This is a genomic window from Mycetocola miduiensis (genome assembly GCF_900115155.1).
GTDB lineage: Bacteria > Actinomycetota > Actinomycetes > Actinomycetales > Microbacteriaceae > Mycetocola_A > Mycetocola_A miduiensis.
The window spans coordinates 124,669-142,551 of sequence record NZ_FOVM01000009.1; the positions used below are offsets into that span (position 1 = coordinate 124,669).

Annotated in this window: 16 protein-coding genes; 7 read left to right on the top strand and 9 right to left on the bottom strand. The window is 66.2% G+C overall.

Annotated elements, in window-relative coordinates:
- Window positions 1–50: 50 nt before the first annotated feature.
- The 4 genes from BM197_RS14350 to BM197_RS14365 all read left to right on the top strand — a co-directional run bounded on the left by BM197_RS14350 (window position 51) and on the right by BM197_RS14365 (window position 4,100).
- On the top strand, window positions 51–1,340 hold the full coding sequence (locus BM197_RS14350; protein ID WP_090712724.1) for an O-acetylhomoserine aminocarboxypropyltransferase/cysteine synthase family protein: 1,290 nt from the start codon (window positions 51–53) through the stop codon (window positions 1,338–1,340).
- Window positions 1,341–1,343: 3 nt separating this feature from the next.
- On the top strand, window positions 1,344–1,910 hold the full coding sequence (locus BM197_RS14355; RefSeq protein ID WP_090712726.1) for a CoA-binding protein: 567 nt from the start codon (window positions 1,344–1,346) through the stop codon (window positions 1,908–1,910).
- A gap of 153 nt (window positions 1,911–2,063) precedes the next feature.
- On the top strand, window positions 2,064–3,431 hold the full coding sequence (locus tag BM197_RS14360; RefSeq protein WP_090712728.1) for an L-serine ammonia-lyase: 1,368 nt from the start codon (window positions 2,064–2,066) through the stop codon (window positions 3,429–3,431).
- A gap of 90 nt (window positions 3,432–3,521) precedes the next feature.
- Entirely contained in the window at window positions 3,522–4,100 is a 579-nt protein-coding gene (locus tag BM197_RS14365) for a sulfurtransferase (protein WP_090712730.1), read from the top strand.
- Between the two features lie 3 nt (window positions 4,101–4,103).
- Here the strand turns inward: BM197_RS14365 and BM197_RS14370 are convergent, their stop codons facing one another.
- From BM197_RS14370 to BM197_RS14385, 4 genes are all read right to left on the bottom strand, one after another.
- Window positions 4,104–5,936, bottom strand: a complete 1,833-nt coding sequence (locus tag BM197_RS14370; RefSeq protein ID WP_090712732.1) for a thioredoxin domain-containing protein — start codon at window positions 5,934–5,936, stop codon at window positions 4,104–4,106.
- 29 nt (window positions 5,937–5,965) lie between these two features.
- Complete coding sequence (gene msuE, locus BM197_RS14375; protein WP_090712734.1) at window positions 5,966–6,562, bottom strand: FMN reductase; 597 nt, start codon at window positions 6,560–6,562, stop codon at window positions 5,966–5,968.
- 69 nt (window positions 6,563–6,631) lie between these two features.
- Window positions 6,632–7,444: a DUF1684 domain-containing protein gene (locus BM197_RS14380; RefSeq protein WP_090712735.1), complete on the bottom strand. Its 813-nt coding sequence runs from the start codon at window positions 7,442–7,444 to the stop codon at window positions 6,632–6,634.
- 20 nt (window positions 7,445–7,464) lie between these two features.
- On the bottom strand, window positions 7,465–8,304 hold the full coding sequence (locus tag BM197_RS14385) for an aldo/keto reductase (protein ID WP_090712737.1): 840 nt from the start codon (window positions 8,302–8,304) through the stop codon (window positions 7,465–7,467).
- Between the two features lie 111 nt (window positions 8,305–8,415).
- Here BM197_RS14385 and hrpA point away from each other — a divergent pair, with 111 nt between their 5' ends.
- Window positions 8,416–12,261: an ATP-dependent RNA helicase HrpA gene (gene hrpA / locus BM197_RS14390; protein ID WP_090712739.1), complete on the top strand. Its 3,846-nt coding sequence runs from the start codon at window positions 8,416–8,418 to the stop codon at window positions 12,259–12,261.
- Here hrpA and BM197_RS14395 read toward each other — a convergent pair.
- From BM197_RS14395 to BM197_RS14405, 3 genes are all read right to left on the bottom strand, one after another.
- A complete protein-coding gene (locus BM197_RS14395; RefSeq protein WP_090712740.1) occupies window positions 12,258–13,025 on the bottom strand; it encodes an amino acid ABC transporter ATP-binding protein in 768 nt (255 codons plus the stop codon). The genes hrpA and BM197_RS14395 overlap by 4 nt on opposite strands.
- Window positions 13,022–14,011 carry an amino acid ABC transporter permease gene (locus BM197_RS14400; RefSeq protein ID WP_090712742.1) on the bottom strand — a complete coding sequence of 330 codons (990 nt, stop codon included), beginning with the start codon at window positions 14,009–14,011 and terminating at the stop codon, window positions 13,022–13,024. Before BM197_RS14400 ends, BM197_RS14395 begins: the two co-directional genes overlap by 4 nt.
- A gap of 81 nt (window positions 14,012–14,092) precedes the next feature.
- Window positions 14,093–14,971: an ABC transporter substrate-binding protein gene (locus BM197_RS14405; protein ID WP_090712744.1), complete on the bottom strand. Its 879-nt coding sequence runs from the start codon at window positions 14,969–14,971 to the stop codon at window positions 14,093–14,095.
- Window positions 14,972–15,176: 205 nt separating this feature from the next.
- Between BM197_RS14405 and BM197_RS14410 the strand changes: the two genes are divergently transcribed.
- Both BM197_RS14410 and BM197_RS14415 read left to right on the top strand, forming a co-directional pair.
- Window positions 15,177–15,593, top strand: a complete 417-nt coding sequence (locus BM197_RS14410) for a (R)-mandelonitrile lyase (protein WP_090712746.1) — start codon at window positions 15,177–15,179, stop codon at window positions 15,591–15,593.
- Window positions 15,590–15,985, top strand: coding sequence for a DUF2255 family protein (locus tag BM197_RS14415; protein ID WP_245762557.1), 396 nt, complete (start codon window positions 15,590–15,592; stop codon window positions 15,983–15,985). The genes BM197_RS14410 and BM197_RS14415 overlap by 4 nt, the downstream gene beginning before the upstream one ends.
- Before the next feature lie 14 nt (window positions 15,986–15,999).
- Here BM197_RS14415 and BM197_RS14420 read toward each other — a convergent pair whose 3' ends face one another.
- Entirely contained in the window at window positions 16,000–16,359 is a 360-nt protein-coding gene (locus BM197_RS14420; RefSeq protein WP_090712748.1) for a hypothetical protein, read from the bottom strand.
- Window positions 16,360–16,686: 327 nt separating this feature from the next.
- A partial coding sequence (locus BM197_RS14425; RefSeq protein WP_143095086.1) for an HNH endonuclease signature motif containing protein occupies window positions 16,687–17,883 on the bottom strand: 1,197 nt, incomplete at its 5' end.

Consider the following 17,883-nt stretch of genomic DNA (forward strand, 5'->3'; position numbering starts at 1 on the left):
GTTACGACGCCCGGCGGGTCGGCCCTGCCAAAACCGGTAGCCTCGATTCCATGGCAGATCGCGAATACGGCTTCCGCACCCGGGCAATCCATGCGGGCAACATCCCTGACTCGGTGACTGGAGCCCGCGCGCTCCCGATTTACCAGTCGACGGCGTTCGTGTTCGACGACACGTCGGATGCCGCGGCCCGCTTCGCGTTGCAGAAGTACGGCAACATCTACTCCCGGCTGGCGAACCCCACAGTGTCCAGTTTCGAGGAGCGGGTGGCGAGCCTCGAGGGCGGCCTCGGCGCCGTCGCGACGGCATCCGGCCTGTCGGCGCAGTACATCACCTTCGCGAGCCTCGTCGGGAGCGGCGACCACATCGTGGCATCCGCGAACCTCTACGGCGGTTCGATCACCCAGCTCGACGTGACCTTGAGACGCTTCGGGGTGGAGACCACCTTCGTGCAGTCGGCAAACGCCGAAGACTACGCCAGGGCGGTCACCCCCCAGACCAAGCTGATCTTCGCCGAGACGATCGCCAACCCGTCTGGTGAGATCGCCGACATCGAAGCGCTCGCCGACGTGGCCCACGCCCACGGCATCCCGCTCGTGATCGACTCCACGATCGCCACCCCCTACCTGAACCGTCCGATCGAGTGGGGCGCTGACATCGTCACCCACTCGGCGACCAAGTTCCTCGGCGGGCACGGTACGACACTCGGCGGTGTCGTCGTTGAGAGCGGGCGGTTCGACTGGCACAGTGACAAGTTCCCCCTGTTCGGCCAGCAGGTCCCGAGCTACGGCGGTCTGGAATGGTCGGGCAATTTCGGCGAGTACGCGTTCCTCACCCGGCTGCGGGCGGAGCAGCTGAGAGACATCGGCCCAGCGCTCTCCGCGACGGCAGCCGCCACACTGGCGCAGGGGGTTGAAACGTTGTCGTACCGAATGCAGGCACACGTCGACAATGCTGGCAAAGTCGCTGCCTGGCTCGAAGCCGATTCCCGCATCGAGGCGGTGTACTGGGCCGGCCTCGATTCGCACCCGCACCGCGACCGGGCGCGCAAGTACCTCCCGAAGGGCGCCGGCAGCGTCTTCAGCTTCGTCGTCAAGGGCGGCCGCGCGGTGGGCCAGAAGCTCATTGAGTCGGTCAACCTCGCGAGCCACGTTGCGAACATCGGCGACACCAAGACGCTCATCATCCACCCAGCGTCAACAACACACGCACAGCTGACCGAACAGCAGCTTCTCGACGCCGGGGTGCTCCCCGGTGTGGTGCGCCTGAGCGTCGGCATCGAAGACGTCGACGACATCATCTACGACCTCGACCAGGCGCTCGCCCAGGCAGTGGAGGCTTAAGCCATGTCAGAACTCGTCACCACCCAGCTGCAGAACGGGCTCACCTGCTCGCTCCCGTCGGATTCGCCGCTGGCGAAGCTGCTCAAAAGCCAGCGCACCTGGGTCGGTCCAGACGCGAAGGCACGACTCGGCATCCTGCGCGCCGCGAAGTCCGTGGCGATCGTGGGAGCGTCACCGAACCCGGCACGGTCGAGCTACTTCGTCGGCACGTACCTGCTCCAGTCCACCGATTTCCGCGTCTACTTCGTGAACCCGAACGCCGACGAGATCCTCGGCCAGAAGGCATACCCGGACCTCGCGTCGCTGCCCGAGGTGCCGGACATCGTCGACGTCTTCCGCAAGGCGAGCGACATCCCCTCGGTTATCGACGATGTGCTGGCCAGCGGCGCGAAAACGGTGTGGGTCCAACTCGGCATTTGGAATGAAGAGGCGGCGCGGTACGGCGAGCAGAATGGCCTGACCGTCGTCATGGACCGCTGCATCAAGGTCGAGCACGCCCGGTTCAACGGCGGGCTGAACCTGTTCGGCTTCGACACCGGTCAGATCACCTCACGCAAGGCACTCCGCTAACCGCTGCACGCCGCTTTGCTGCGAATAACCGGGGATTCGCGGTGTTTTGCTGCACACGAACCTGCCTGCTGACAACACGCCGCCCGCCCCTCATCTCCGCGCCCTAGAGTGGCACTGAACTCCCACTCCGGGGCGGTTCGGCGAGGAGAAAACATGACGGCGTATGTCTCGGCTTTCGACCTGTTCTCGATCGGCATCGGGCCGTCGAGTTCACACACGGTCGGTCCGATGCGCGCCGCCCTGGACTTCGCGACACGCCTCGGCGACTCGGGCCGGCTGGACGCCGTCGAGCGCATCACGTGCGTCCTCTACGGCTCTCTCGGTTCAACGGGTATCGGGCACGGAACGCCGGACGCCGTTGTCGCCGGGCTCGCCGGCGCACGCCCTGAGACCTGCGATCCTGTCGACGTCCGTCGCGCCTGGTCCGGGCTCGCGCCTGGGTCGTCCCTGCTTCTCGGCGGCACCCGTCGCATCCCCTTCGAGAAGACGGATGTCAGCTTCGCACCGCGCACCCGCCTGCCCTCCCACCCGAACGCCCTCACCCTGTCCGCATGGTCGGGCGCTGCTGAACCCCTGGCAAGCGAAACCTATTACTCGGTCGGAGGTGGGTTCATCCGCCGCGAGGGCGAAGACCTCTCGGCACGCCCGGCACCGGCCTACCCGCTCCCGTTCGCGACAGCCGCCGCCCTCCTCGAGCTTTGCACCCTGCATGGGATGCGGATCGATGAGATCGCCAGGCAGAACGAAGAGGCCGTCCGCTCCCCCGCCGACGTCGATGCCGGTCTCGACGCCATCTGGTCGGCGATGGACGACTCAGTTCGCAACGGGCTCGCCGGACGGGGAACCCTGCCCGGCGGCCTTAACGTCAAGCGCCGGGCGGCGGCGGTGCGCGACCACCTGCAGAGTGCCGAAGCCGAAAGCGGTCGCGAACTTCCGAGCGAATGGCTGCACTCGTTCGCTCTCGCCGTGAACGAAGAAAACGCTGCAGGCGGACGCGTCGTCACCGCACCGACCAACGGTGCCGCCGGGATTCTCCCCGCGGTGGCGTCGTACTACCTGCGCTTCGTCCCGGGTGCGTCTGCAGTGGGCATCCGTCGTTTCCTCCTCACCGCAACGGCCATCGGGTCGCTGTTCAAGGCGAACGCGTCGATTTCGGGCGCGGAGGGTGGTTGCCAGGCCGAGGTCGGATCGGCGTGCGCGATGGCGGCAGGTGCGCTCTGTGCTGTGCTCGGCGGCACGCCCGGACAGGTCGAGAACGCGGCTGAGATCGCGATGGAACACCACCTCGGCCTCACTTGCGACCCCGTCGGCGGGCTCGTGCAGGTGCCGTGCATCGAACGCAACGCGATAGCGTCGACGACCGCCGTGAGCGCCGCACGACTCTCGCTGCACGGCGACGGGACCCACCTGGTGTCGCTGGACCAGGTGATCGAGACCATGCGCCAGACCGGCGTCGACATGTCGACGAAGTACAAGGAGACGAGCGAAGGCGGCCTCGCGGTCAATGTGATCGAGTGCTGACCCGGCCGGTGTGCTGCCCCGTGTGAACGCGAATGACGGCGTGTGACCGCTGCCAGTGACGGCCAGGGATTGGTCCCTTACCGTGGAAGCATGCCTCCCGTTCTCAGCGGCCCGACGGTCACGACGCAATGGCTGGCCGATCATCTCGGCTCTGACGAGCTCGTCGTCCTCGACGCCACAGTCCTCGTCGTTCGTGCCGCATCGGACGCGCCCGCCTTCGTGGCGGGCTTCGAGCGGTATCTCCTCGACGGGCACGTCCCCGGAGCCGTTTTCGCGAACCTGGTCGACGTCTTCAGCGGCCCTGGCGGTGGATTTTCGCGACCGGATGCGGCGGCGTTCGGGCAGGCGGCGGCATCCGTCGGGATCCGGGAATCGAGCGCCGTCGTCGCGTACGACAGCGAGGACGGGATGTGGGCGGCACGCCTCTGGTGGCTGTTCCGCAGCTACGGCTTCGCGTCGATCGCCGTGCTGGATGGCGGCCTGAGAGCGTGGCTCACCGAGGGCCGCGAGACCGACACGGGGATCGTCGAGCCCGGGACCGGATCGATCGTCGCCGTTCCGCTGCCCGACGGCTGGGCCGATCAGGCCGACGTCGACCGTGTCGTCGCCGCCGGTCGGCCACCTGCCCCGCCGCGACGGCGAGCGAACCATGTCGTCGCGGCCCGTTGATCCTCACACCACAGTGGGCATCCGGCAGGTGAAGTTCTCGCACAGGTAGGCGGCCCTCGCCCCGTTCCTCGGCGTCCGGGCGTCGAACAGCTCAAACCCGGATGCCGCCAGTTCACGCGCCTGCTGCTCGCTGACCAGCGCGGTGACGTCGGTCCGGCGCTTTCGGATGCTCGAAGGAAGGCCGGTAGTGCGACCGGCGGAATCCGGGCTGACGACGACAAGCTGCACCGGGGTTCGCGCGAGCCGATGCAGCAGGGTCAGCGACGTGCCAAAGGAGACCGGGTTCGCGAGAGCGAGCTCTGCTACGGATCCGAGGACCGCGGCCGCGGCGCGCAGGTAACGACCCTCCCCTGTCAGCAGGTACAGCCGCCACGCCGCCTCCGCGCTCGCGCTGAGCCCCGACGGGTAAGCCCCCTCGGACGGATCCCCGACCAGCGTGATCCCGGCGGCGGCTAGAACCGGGTCACCGCCTCCCGGTTCAGCGAAGACGGTGCCGGCGGCGTCGCCGGCGGTGAGAGAGTCATCGATGAGCGAGCGGGCCGCTATCGCGTAAGCCGGCTCCCCGGTCGCGGCGGCGAGCGCCAGGAGCCCTGAGGCGAGCATGCCGTAGTCCTCGAGGGTCGCCCGCGCGGAGGACAAACGCTCGGACACCGATGCCCGGACCAGCCGGCCGTTCGCACCACGGTGGTTCTCCAGCAGGTAGTCCGCCGCCCACCGTGCGGATTCGAGCCAGTCGTCGCGGTCGAAGACGACAGCCGCGCGGGCAAGCGCCGCTATGGCGAGGCCGTTCCAGCCGGTCAGGACTTTCTCGTCGAGTGCTGGTGGCTCGAGTTCCGCCCGGCCTTCGGCGTTCCTTGCGTAGTAGCCGCCCTCGGACTTGGCGCCGTCGATCACCGACTCGGAGTCCTGCGCACTCGCGAAGCCACCGGACGGGAGCTGCATGACGCCGAGGAGAAAGTCAGCGATCCCGGATGCCGCCGTGTGCGCCCACTCCCGGCTGTCGTCGTCACCCCATGCCGACACGTACGCGTCGAGCAGGAGGGCGTTGTCGTACAGCATCCGTTCGTAGTGCGGGTCGCTCCAATCCCGTTTCGTGGCGTACCGGAAGAAGCCGCCCTCCACAGGGTCGCGGAGGGGTGAAGCGGCCATCCGTTCCAGGGTGCGGGCACCGAGGTCTCTTCCCGAATCGGACTCGAGGAGGAATCCGAGGACGGGTGCGACGGGGAACTTGGGAGCTGCGCCGAATCCGCCGTACTGGAGGTCTTCGGCGGCGGCGAGGCGGTCCACGGCCGCATCGATGGCTGCTTCGTCCGGAAGCGTTCCTCCTGACGGCTGCGGAGCCGCGGCGATCGCGCTCCCGATCGCTGCGGCGTTTCGCACAACCTCGGCACGGCGGTTCGTCCAGGCGTCGAGCACAGCTTCGAGGACCTGGCGGAATGACGGGTAGCCCGAGATGGGAACAGGGGGAAAGTAGGTGCCGGCGTGGAACGCCACGCCGCCCGCGGTCGTGAACAGGCTCAGCGGCCAGCCAAGCTGACCGGTGAACGCCGCGGCTTGCGCCATGTAGCTGGCGTCAACGCCGGGGTACTCCTCACGGTCCACTTTGATGCTCACGAAGTTGTCGTTGAGGATCCCTGCGACGACAGGGTCGCTGAAAGACTCCCGCGCCATCACATGGCACCAGTGGCACGTGGAATAGCCGATCGAAACGAAGACCGGCACGTCACGGGCGGATGCCTCCTCGAAGGCATCCTGACCCCACTCACGCCAGTCGACGGGGTTGCCGGCGTGCGCTCGGAGGTATGGGCTGAGGGCGGTGGCGAGTCGGTTGGCCATGCCCCAAGCCTAGAGTCGGATTTCGCGGGCTACCATGCTCCGACGTATGCGGAAATCTCATCACGCTCACGATCCCGGTTGTGAACGAAAGGCAGGCCGCGGAGCACAGCGAGCCGCACGCGGGACTTCACCGCGTCGGAGGTCAGGGTGTACTCGGCGAAGTCGGTGTTTGACGCGTAGACGCCGATCGGCAGGGTGAGCGCCTGGAAGAACCCGAACAACGGGCGGAACTGGTGTTCAAGCATGAGGGCGTGGCGTTCGCCGCCACCGGTGGCCGCGAGCAGCACGGGCTTGTCGATGAGGGCGTACTGCCCGACGAAGTCGAAGAGGTGCTTGAAGAGCCCGGTGAACGATCCCCGGTACACCGGGCTGGCGACGATCAGGAGGTCGGCGTTCTCGATGCGGCGAAGCTCATCCTCAACCGACGCTGGGACCTGCTCGCGGGTGAGCGCACCTGCGAACTCCGGGCCGATGTCGCTCAGTTCGATGATGTGGCGCGAGATGTCCTGGTGTTCGGCGATCTCGTCAAGGATGGCGGAAACGAGCACGCTCGTCTTCGACGGCGCGTGGAGGCTGCCGCTGACCGCGACGACCCGGAGGGGGCGGTTTGCTGTGTTCTCGACCATGCTGCGACGCTACGCCGGTTGCCGCTCCGCCCGCCATAACCGCGAAACACGACGTAACGCGCCCTGTAATCAGGCTGAGCGGACGACGTTTCTCTCGCCGGCACGGATTGGCGTGCTGAACCGGTTGCCTGCTGGCGGCAGCGGGCAGACGTAGAAGTCACTGAACGCGCACGGCGGCAAGTACGCCCGATTGAAGTCCGCGACCACTGTGCCGTCTTCGTCTGGCAATGCCAGGTCGAGGAAGCGGAACCGGTAGCTTTCGGCACCGCTTGTCCCGTCAGCGAAGACAGCGTGCAGACGTCCCCGTTCCAGCGTCACCGTCAGCGACACCGGCCCGTCGGCCAGATCCAGGTCGACGAATCCGGCGGGAGCATCCTCGGACCGGTGGCCGTCGATGGTGGTGAATTCGACGCTCGAGTCGGGATCGCCCGGGCGGAACCGGCCCTCAAGGACGAAGTCCTCCGTCGGAGGGAAAGCGTCGATACCCTGCAGCGCCACTCGCGACGGTGCGTCAGGGTCGAGCAAGCGCAGCGCAAGTGCTCCGTCACGCTCGAAGTAGCGGAGCCGCTTCTCCCCCCACTCGATGTCCTGCCCCGCGGTCAGGGTCACCGTGGTTCCCGAAATGACGCCGATCGGCCGACCACCCTGAAGGAGGGTCAACCCATCGAGCGCAGCGTCGGTGCCGATAATGCCCTCAGGGGCGGCATGCCAGGAGCCAGGCACGCCCTCGTACTCGGACGGCGCGCCGGCGAGCCAGTGGGTACCGACGAGCGAGGCGAGGCCGAGCGGCGAACTGGTTCCCCGTTCCCGTGCTTCATGCCAGCTCGCCCAGTCAGCAGAGAAGGCATCAGTGGCTGAGTCGAACGTGTCGGGTAATGCCATGAGGGCAGATCCTTGGATTCTCAATTGAGGTCGTTGGGGTGGGAGCCGACCCGGCCGTCACGCTCGAGGGAGGAGATCGCGGCGATCTCGGCATCCGTCAACTCGAAGTCGAAGAGGTCCAGGTTCTCGGCGATGCGGGCACGGCTGTTCGACTTGGGGAAGACGATGTTGCCGTTCTGCAGGTGCCAGCGGAGAACGACCTGCGCCGGTGTCTTGCCGTGTGCTGCGGCTGCATCCCTGACGCTCGGCTCGTCGAAGAGCGGATACTTGCCCTGCCCGAGCGGACCCCAAGCTTCGATCTGGATGCCGTGGTTGCGGGAGAACTCGACGACCTCGCGCTGTTGGAGTGCCGGGTGCAGTTCGATCTGGTTCACAGCCGGCACGGTCCCGCCGTCGGCGAGGAGCTTTTCGAGGTGCTCGACGAGAAAGTTCGACACTCCAATGGATGTCGCCTTGCCGTCGGCCTGGATCTGCTGGAGGGCCTTCCAGCTCTCGCGGTAGAGGTCACGCCTCGGGGTCGGCCAGTGGATGAGGTACAGGTCGACGAAGTCCAGGCCGAGTTTCTCCAGGCTCGAGTCGATGGCGGCGTGCGCCGACTTCGTGCCCTGGTCGGAGTTCCACAGCTTGGTCGTGATGAACAGGTCTTCGCGGGGGATGCCGCTGGCCGCGATGGCACGGCCGACACCCTCTTCGTTGCCGTAGATGGCGGCAGTGTCGATGTGGCGGTAGCCGAGCTCCAGGGCATCCGTCACGATGCGTTCGGTCTCGGAAGGATCGACCTTGAACACGCCGAAACCGAGCTGGGGGATGGTTGCGCCTGAGTTGAGGGGAAGTACTGGACCGGTCCACGTTGTCGTCATTGCTCCAGCTAACCACCCCCGCGCGGGGCGACCCAACTTCACCTGCCCCGCTTCGCCCTCAGCGCAATCCGACGCCCGCCAGCGAGCCGGCGTGTCTTACGATGGAGGGCTATGTCTTTCACGATCTCCTATCCCCCTGAGCTGCCGGTCAGCCAGATGCGGGACGAGATCGCCGACGCGATCCGCGAGAACCAGGTGGTCATCGTCGCGGGCGCCACCGGCTCGGGGAAGACGACCCAGCTTCCGAAGATCCTCCTCGAACTCGGCCGCGAATCGATCGCGCACACCCAGCCGAGGCGGCTGGCGGCGCGCACCATCGCCGAGCGCATCGCCGAGGAACTCGGGGTCGAGCTCGGCGGACTGGTCGGCTATCAGGTGCGCTTCACCGACCAGGCCGGCAAAGACACCAGGGTCAAACTGATGACCGACGGCATCCTGCTCAACGCGATCCACCGCGACCGGATGCTCGCTGCCTACGACACGATCATCATCGACGAGGCACACGAGCGCAGCCTCAACATCGACTTCCTGCTCGGCTACCTGAAGCAACTCCTGCCGAAGCGCCCCGACCTCAAGGTGATCATCACCTCCGCCACGATCGACCCTCAGAGCTTCTCGCGGCACTTCGACGACGCTCCGATTGTCGAGGTCTCCGGTCGCACCTTCCCCGTGGAGATCCGCTACCGGCCCCTCGTCGCGGATGCCCCGGCCGACGGCGACGATGACGACGACGACGCGGAGACGCAGCCCGACCTCGACCCCATCGACGGCATCACGGCGGCGCTCGACGAACTCGCTCAGGATTCGATGGGCGACGTGCTCGTTTTTCTCAGCGGTGAGACCGAGATCCGTGACACCGCAGACGCGCTCCGTGCACGGTACGCCTCAGGCGGTGCCGGCGTCACCGAGGTATTGCCGCTCTACGGGCGCCTGACGTCGGCCGAGCAGCACCGCGTGTTCCAGCCGAGCGCCGTCGCAGGGGTGCGGAGGCGCATCGTTCTCGCTACGAACGTCGCCGAGACGAGCCTCACGGTTCCCGGCATCAAGTACGTCATCGACGCCGGGACGGCGAGGATCTCCCGTTACAGCGTCCGGTCGAAGATCCAGCGGCTTCCGATCGAGGCGATCTCGCAGGCCTCGGCCAACCAGCGCTCCGGGCGTTCCGGTCGCACGAGCGACGGTATCGCCATCCGTCTCTACTCCGAGCAGGACTTCACCGCGCGCCCGGAGTACACCGAACCGGAGATCCTCCGCACCAACCTCGCGGCGGTGATCCTGCAGATGGTGTCTCTCGGCCTCGGTGACATCCAGGCATTCCCGTTCCTCCAGCCGCCGGACTCGCGCGGCATCAAGGACGGAATCGACCTGCTCCGCGAGCTCGGCGCCATCAGCACCGCCGAAGGCAAGACCCCGGCACTCACCAGAGTCGGCCGTGACCTGTCCCGGCTGCCCATCGATCCGCGATTCGCCCGGATGGTGGTCGAATCGAAACGGCACGGCGTCTCCCGTGAGGTGATGGCGATCGTCGCGGCCCTCACCATCCAGGACCCGAGGGAACGCCCGCTTGAACGTCGCGCTCAAGCTGATGAACAGCACGCGCGGTTCACCGACCCGACCAGTGACTTCCTTTCGCTGCTCAACCTCTGGAACTACCTCGAGGACAAGCAGAAGGAACTCGGCTCGAGCGCGTTCCGTCGGCTGTGCAAGAACGAGTACCTCAACTACCTGCGCGTACGCGAATGGCAGGACGTCGTTCGCCAACTCCGCCAACTGTCGAAGCCACTCGGGCTCACCCTCAGCGACCGCGCGATCAACCCCGACGGCATCCACAAGTCGCTTCTCGCCGGCCTGCTCTCGCACATCGGCCTGAAGGATCCCGCGGCGGCCGCCGCGAACACCGCTCGCGGTAAGCAGCCCGGTCGCCCCGGTCCAGCGAAGAAGGGCGACTACATCGGCGCCAGGCAGACCCGCTTCGTGATCTTCCCCGGCTCAGCCCTTGCGAAGAAGCAGCCGAACGCGATCATGGCCGCCGAACTCGTCGAGACGTCCCGCCTGTTCGCCCGCACCAACGCGGCCATCGACCCGGCCTGGGCCGAGAAGATCGCAGGCGACCTCGTCAAACGCAGCTTCTCCGAGCCGCACTGGGAGAAACAGCAGGGCGCTGTCGTCGCCTGGGAAAAAGTGATGCTGTACGGCCTCGCCATCGTGCCCCGGCGCCGCGTGCAGTACTCCAGGATCGACCCGGAACTCAGTCGCGAGCTGTTCATCCGGCACGCCCTCGTCGAGGGTGAGTGGGACTCCCCCCAGGCGTTCGACCGCGCGAACCGCAAACTGCGCAAAGAACTCGCCGAGCTCGAGGAGCGCACGCGACGTCGCGACATCCTCTTCGACGATGAAGCCGTGTTCGACTTCTACAATTCCCGTATCCCCGCCGAGGTGTTCTCCACGAGGAGCTTCGAAGGCTGGTGGCGCGAGGCACGCAAGTCCACGCCTGATCTGCTGACGATGCGCCAGGAGGACCTCCTCCCCGAGGACGCCCCTGAAGTCGACGAAGCCGAGTTCCCGCCGGTGTGGCGGCAGGGCGACCAGAAGCTCAGCCTCCGCTACCGATTCGAACCAGGGGCGGAGGACGACGGCGTCACCGTCCAGGTTCCCCTGCCGCTGCTCCCCCGGTTGTCCCCGGCCGGATTCGACTGGCAGGTCCCCGGGCTCCGCCAGGACCTTGTCACGGCGATGATCAAGTCACTCCCCAAAGCGATCCGACGTAACGTTGTTCCCGCCGCCGACTGGGCGCGACGACTCATGGCCGAACTGCCGGATGCCCCACCCCAGCCGGCGCCCCAGGCGACGAACTCCGACACGCTCGCCGCCCATCTTGCCATCGCGATCAAGCGCCTGTCATATATGCCAATCGAAGCATCCGATTTCGACCTCGCCCGGATTCCTGATCACCTCCGGGTCACATTCCGGGTTGTCGACGAGAAGGGCCGTACGGTCGCCTCCGGGAAAGACCTCATCGACCTGCAGCGCCGCCTCGCCTCCCGCACGCGGGAGAGCGTCGCGAAAGTCGCCGAAGCCACGCCCAACGCGCTCGAACGCACGGGCATCACCCGCTGGGACTTCGACGAGCTTCCCCGCTACGTCGACACCCGCCAGGCCGGGAACACGATCCGCGGGTACCCGGCGCTCGTCGACGAGCGCACCTCGGTGTCGATCCGGATCATGGCGACGGAGGCCGACCAGCGACGCGCGATGCCCGCCGGCGTGCGCCGGCTGTTGCTTCTCTCGGTGCCGTCTCCTGTCTCCTATGTGCAGCAGCACCTCACATCCGCTGAGAAACTCGTGCTCGCCACGAGCCCGTACCCCTCGACGCAGGCCCTGTTCGACGACTGCCTGGTCGCGTGCGTCGATGACGTTCTCTTCCGTGTGTCTCCGGACGGATGCCTGTTCATGAAGGCCGAATTCGAGACGGTTCGCGACCGGGTCTCCGGCGCGATGATGAACACGATGTTCGACACCGTGTCGCTCGTTGCCAAAGTCCTCACTGCAGCTCGCACTGCGGAGAAGGCCCTCAAGAAGGCGACAAGCCTCGCCCTGCTTCCCGCCCTGAGCGACGCCACCGCCCAGCTCGGCGGCCTCGTCTTCCCGGGCTTCGTCTCGGCGACGGGAACCGCACGGCTGGCATCCATACCGAGGTACCTCGCCGGAATCACCCATCGCGCTGAGAGACTGCCGGACAACCCCAACCGCGACCGGGTCTGGATGAACGAGATCCAGGCTGCTGCGGCCCTGTTCAAGACCGCCGGCGGCACCATCCCGCTTGAGCCGTTCGCTCCCCCGCACCTCGTGAAGGCGCGCTGGATGCTCGAGGAGCTCCGGCTGAGCCTGTTCGCCCAGAACATCGGCGCTGCAGAGACGGTGTCGCTGCAGCGGATCCGCAAGGTACTCGCCGGCTAGAGGACCTTCGACAGGAAGGACTGCGTGCGCTGGTGCTGCGGATTCGCCAGCACCTCGCGCGGGTCGCCGGATTCGACGATCACCCCGCCGTCCATGAAGAAGAGCGAATCGCCCACCTCACGCGCGAACCCGATCTCGTGGGTCACCACGATCATCGTCATGCCGGACTGGGCGAGTCCTTTCATGACGTCGAGGACCTCACCGACCAGCTCCGGGTCGAGCGCGCTCGTCGGCTCGTCGAAAAGCATCAGCTTCGGTTCCATCGCCAATGCCCGCGCAATCGCGACGCGCTGCTGCTGCCCGCCGGACAGGTGACCGGGGTACACCTTCGCCTTGTGGGCGAGCCCGACCCGGTCGAGAAGCTGCATGGCCGTCGCGACGGCCGCCTGCTTCTTCACGTTCTTCACCCGGGTTGGCGCTTCAATGATGTTCTCGAGCACCGTCATGTGCGGGAACAGGTTGAACGACTGGAACACCATGCCGATGTCCGCCCGTTGGCGGGACACTTCCTTCGGCGACATCTCGTAGAGCTTGTCCCCGCGTTGCCGGTACCCCATGAGATCCCCGTCGACCCAGAGACGGCCGCCGTTGATCGATTCGAGGTGATTGATGCAGCGCAGGAACGTCGACTTCCCGGAACCGCTCGGACCGATCAGGCAGGCGACCTGGCCGCGCTCGACGGTGACCGAGATGTCCTTCAGGACCTCGTGCGATCCGAAACGTTTGACGATGTGCTCTGCGCGGACCATCGGATTGGAACTCATCGATGTTCACCCTTCGATGTCGCGATCGTATCTGAGCCGCCGGCCGCTCCGGTGCCGTCTGGTTCAACAGCGGCGAAGGATGCGGTCTGGGTGGGCTCGGTCTCGGTCGCACGTTGCGGCGAGACACCCCGCGCGTAGTACTTCTCGAGGTAGTACTGGCCGACCATGAGGATGCTCGTGACGAGCAGGTACCAGATGCTCGCGACGATCAGCAGCGGCACAGTGGCGTAGATCTGCGCTGAGATCGCGCGCGTCCTGGCGTACAGCTCGAGCGAGAAGCCGAGCGCTGTAACGAGCGACGTCGTCTTCAGCATCGAGATCACCTCGTTGCCTGTTGGCGGGATGATCACGCGCATCGACTGCGGCACGATGATGCGAAGCATTGTCTGCCGCCAGCTCATACCGAGAGCGCGTGCCGCTTCGTCCTGACCGCGCGGGACACTCAGGATGCCTCCGCGCACGATCTCCGCCATGTACGCGGCCTCGTTGAAAGCAAGACCGAGCACGGCAAGCCAGAACAGGTCGATGAATTCGAACGGGGCAGCGGTGAAGAATGCGACATCGGTAAACGGGATGCCGATCGTCACCGAACGGTAGATCGTTCCGAGGAGCCCCCAGAACACGAGCTGCACGTACACCGGGGTGCCGCGGAACAGCCAGAGGTAGGTCCACGAGACGGCTTTGAGAACGGGGTTGTCGCTCAGCCGCATCACCGCGAGGACGAGGCCCATGACGATCGCCAGGATCATGGAGAGGACCGTCAGGGTCAGCGTGATGAGCGCCGCCTGGGTGATCCTCCGATCAAAGAGATACTGCGCCACGAGGGGCCACTGATAGGCCTCCCTCGTGGCTGCATCCCATACGAAAGCAACGACAAGGAGCGCGATCACGACGGCAAAAGTCGTCCGCAGGGGATGCCGGAGCTTCACCGCCTTGATCGGTGCTGTCGAGGACTCCTGCACGGAGGAGTCTCTGGAATCTGTCATCACTGTGCCGCCTGTTTCTGTGCCGTCAGTTTCAGTGCCGTCAGTTTCGGGGCCGTCAGTTCCGGGCCGCCTGCTTCAGGCTTAGCCGCCGTTGACGGTCGCCTCGGTGACAGCGCCCGCCTCGACGCCCCACTCTTCGAGGATCTCGGTGTAGGTTCCGTCGTCGATGAGCGCCTGCATGGCTGCCTGAATGGCCTCGACGAGCTCGCCGTCCTTCTCGATGACGACACCGTATGGCGCGGAATCGAAGATGTCACCGCTGAGCTCGAGCTTTCCGTCCGACTGCGCGACACCGTACTGGGTAATCGGCGAGTCGGCGAGCATGTAGTCAGCGCGTCCGAGGACCGCGTTGCTGGTTGCTTCGTCCTGGCCGTCCGACTTCAGCATGTCGACGGCATCCTTCCCCTCGGCGACGCATTTGTCGCTCGCGTCCTGAAGGAACTGCTCGGAGGTTGTCGATGCCTGAATCGCGATCGTCACGCCGCAGAACTCGGTGAGGTCTTCGGCGCCCGCCGCCTTGGCGAACTGGAGGCCAGCGCTGTAGTAGTCCACGAAGTCGACCTGCGCCTGTCGTTCAGCGTTGTCGGTGAAGCTCGACCAGCCGAGGTCGAGTGTTCCGCCGGCGACCTTCGGGAGGATCGCGTCGAACAGGGACTTCTCCCACTCGACCTTGAGGCCGAGCTTGCTCGCGACCGCTTCGGCGAGCTGCGCGTCCCAGCCGGTGACGCTTCCGTTGTCCGCTTCGAACTCGTTCGGCGCGTAGCTGGCGTCGACGCCGATCTTCAGCACACCGGCCGACGCGATGTCGTCTGGCACGAGCGAGGCGAGCTCCTCATCGGCTGACACCGAACCGCCGGACGGCTGGCCGGCGGGGGCTGCCTCATTGTTCACACACCCGGTCAGTACAAATGCGGTCGCTGCCGCCACGGCCAAGGGGGCAACAAGGGATTTTCTGCGCATGGTTTGTTCCTTATCATTTTTCGCAACGTCAACGCTGACGGTATACCGAGACTAACTCAACTGGCGGGAGGCGCTTCGCGCACGAAACCAAGTTGCAATGGGCCTTCCGCCCGTCTGGGCATCAGCGGTGTACCGCCAGTACCTCCCTTTCAGCTCGCGCCGCGCGTACCGTGGATGCCACGATACGAGCGAGGGAAGAACGACTATGGAAACTCTGCCCAGGGGTCCGAGCACAAAGGGCCCGACGGAATGGTTCACCGGGGACGTCTACTTCGATGTTTATTACCGGGGTGAGGAGCCGTCGCGGGCGCGCCTCAACCTGGTGCGGTTCGCACCGGGGGCCCGCACCGCCTGGCACTCACACGCGGTGGGTCAAACCCTTCACGTGACCGAAGGGGCCGGCTACGTTCAGGCGCGGGGTGGCGAGGTTGTCGGGATCCGCCCCGGCGATACGATCCACACCCCTCCTGGCCAGGAGCACTGGCACGGCGCAACGGCCTCGAACTTCATGAGCCACCTCGCGCTGTGGGAGGGGGTCGCTCCGGGGAGCGACGAGCCGGAGACGACGTGGGGAGCACTCGTCACCGATGACGAGTACCCCGGATCATCTCGGGACGCATGATGATCCCGACCACGACCTGGACCAGCGACGAACTGTCCCTCGTCGGCGCGGCTGAAGAACTCCAGATCGCCTCGACGCGGAAGGACGGGACGCTGCGTCCCCCTGTGACGATCTGGGTGGTCCGGGTGGGGAACGACATCTATGTCCGTTCAGCCTACGGCCCAGGCAACCCGTGGTTCGTTCGCGCGAAGGCCAGCGGCACCGGACGGATCCGAGCCGGCGGAGTCGAGAAGGACGTGGTGTTCACCGACGCCGATGCATCCGTTTTCGGCGACATCGATGCGGCGTACCACGTCAAGTACGACCAATTCGGGGCGGGCATCGTCGGCACGGTGGTCGGCCCACGAGCCGCCGAGACGACAATCAAGCTTCAGCCCCGTGCGGCTGGCTGACGCTGTGAGCCGATCTACCAGAAGCTGACCTGCGCAAGGACGAGAAGCGCGATCAGGAATATGACCACGATCCCGGCGAGGATCCCGAGGGTCTTGCGCGACATCCGGGCGACGCCGAACCCGACGAGGAACGGCAGCGACAGCAGGAAGAGGGTGGCCACCCACCAGAACGCCGCATAGCCGGTGGCCGAAACATCGACGGCATTGGTGAACAGGAACCGAGTCTCGGGATGGGTCGCGAAGGCGAACGACGCCGACAGCGGAACGGCGATGAGCGCTGCGACGATGACCCCGGAGAAAAATGCCCACAGGCCGGCCTTCCACGTGTCCTGGCCTACCGGGGATCGAGACTGCGTTTTCTGCGCGGCACCCATTTCGAGACCTTTCTCTTGCAACGCGTCATGTGCACGGACTCTGATTCGTAGCTTGGCACCAGCGCACTCCAGATGCCACGGCCTCCGTGGTTCCGGTGACGGATCTCACCCGCCAAGGGTGACAGCGGAGAACTGTTCGCCCGGCGGCTGAATCTTCGGACCGCCCACCTGACCGCTCGCTACTTTGATCTTGTGGCCTTCGACCACAGCGCGAAGGACGGCAGCATCGAGAATGAATTCCCGGTGCAGATCGCGGTGTGGCAGTCGAGGTGCGGCAGAAAGAGCACAAGCGGTCGGAGCGATGCTCCAGGGTCAGAACGGCGGGGGTCAGTCCGGGTCCGTGCCCGGCGATGCGGTGGGCGGGGACGGGTGTATGCGTGGCGGTGCGGTGGCCGGGTCCGGCGGAGCTGACCCGGACTGGTTGTCTTGTCGGCGACTGGTCGGCATCGGCAGTGCCACCTCGGGTTCGGTGACGTAGCTGCGTCCGTCGGGCGAGGTCCACCGGATCACCCCACCCGGGAGTTGTTTCGCCGTCCACGTGGTCTGGTGTTTCATTCTGTGGTGTTTGGGACAGACGTGGCTGAGGTTGTCGCAATCGGTCGGCCCGCCGAACTCCCACGCTTCGGTGTGGTCGATCTCGCAGTGTGTCGCCTGCCGGTTACAGCCCTCCCACCGGCAGGTTCCGTCGCGAAGAACCAGATAGTCCCGCATCTGCTTCGTCGGTGTGTACCTCGTGCGGCCCAACGACAACAGAGCACCGCTCTCCGGGTCGGTGAGCAGCCGGTACCAGGTCTTCGACCTCCCGGCGAGCTTCCGGGCGGTCTCCGGGTCGATCGGGCCGTACCCGGCCAGATCCCCTGGCTCGTCACTCTCACCCAGCAGGGTCAGTGCCGGGACGGTGACGAACACCGTCGGCTGGATCCGGTCGAACGCGGTCGTCGACACCGGTGATTCCGAGGTGTCGCCGGCGAGGCCGGCGGCGAGGGCGTCGGCGCACACGTCAGCACCCAACTGGGTCAATGTGCACGTTTCGGTGGTGGTCTGCAGTCGCATCGCGGCAGCACGGATCGCCGTGTACAGCGCCGTGGCCTCCGGCGCGGTCGTGTACAGGTTCAGCCACGCCATCCCGTCACGGGCCGGAAGGAACTCCACCCGCCGGTCCTTCGCTGACTTCACCCGGCGCTCCGTGATCGACTCGGCGTCGATCCGCTCCCGCAACACCCGGGCCTTCTGGCTGAACTTCGACACCGTCAACTTCATCGCGAACGGCACCGCGGCCTGCTCCAGCGCGAGGGTGCGCTCGTCGTCGAGGGTTGCGACCTGGTCGACGATCACCCGGGCATGACGAAGACTGATCTCTCCCTCGCGAAGAGCAGCCAATGTTGCCGGCAACCGATCCATCAGCACAGCACTGTCATCGATCAACCGGCCCGCGGTGACCTCCGGGATGCGAAGCACCCCAGCCACCTCCGCGACGAACGAGCGCCGCACCATCTCCCGCTGCTGGGTTTCGGTCAGTTTCGA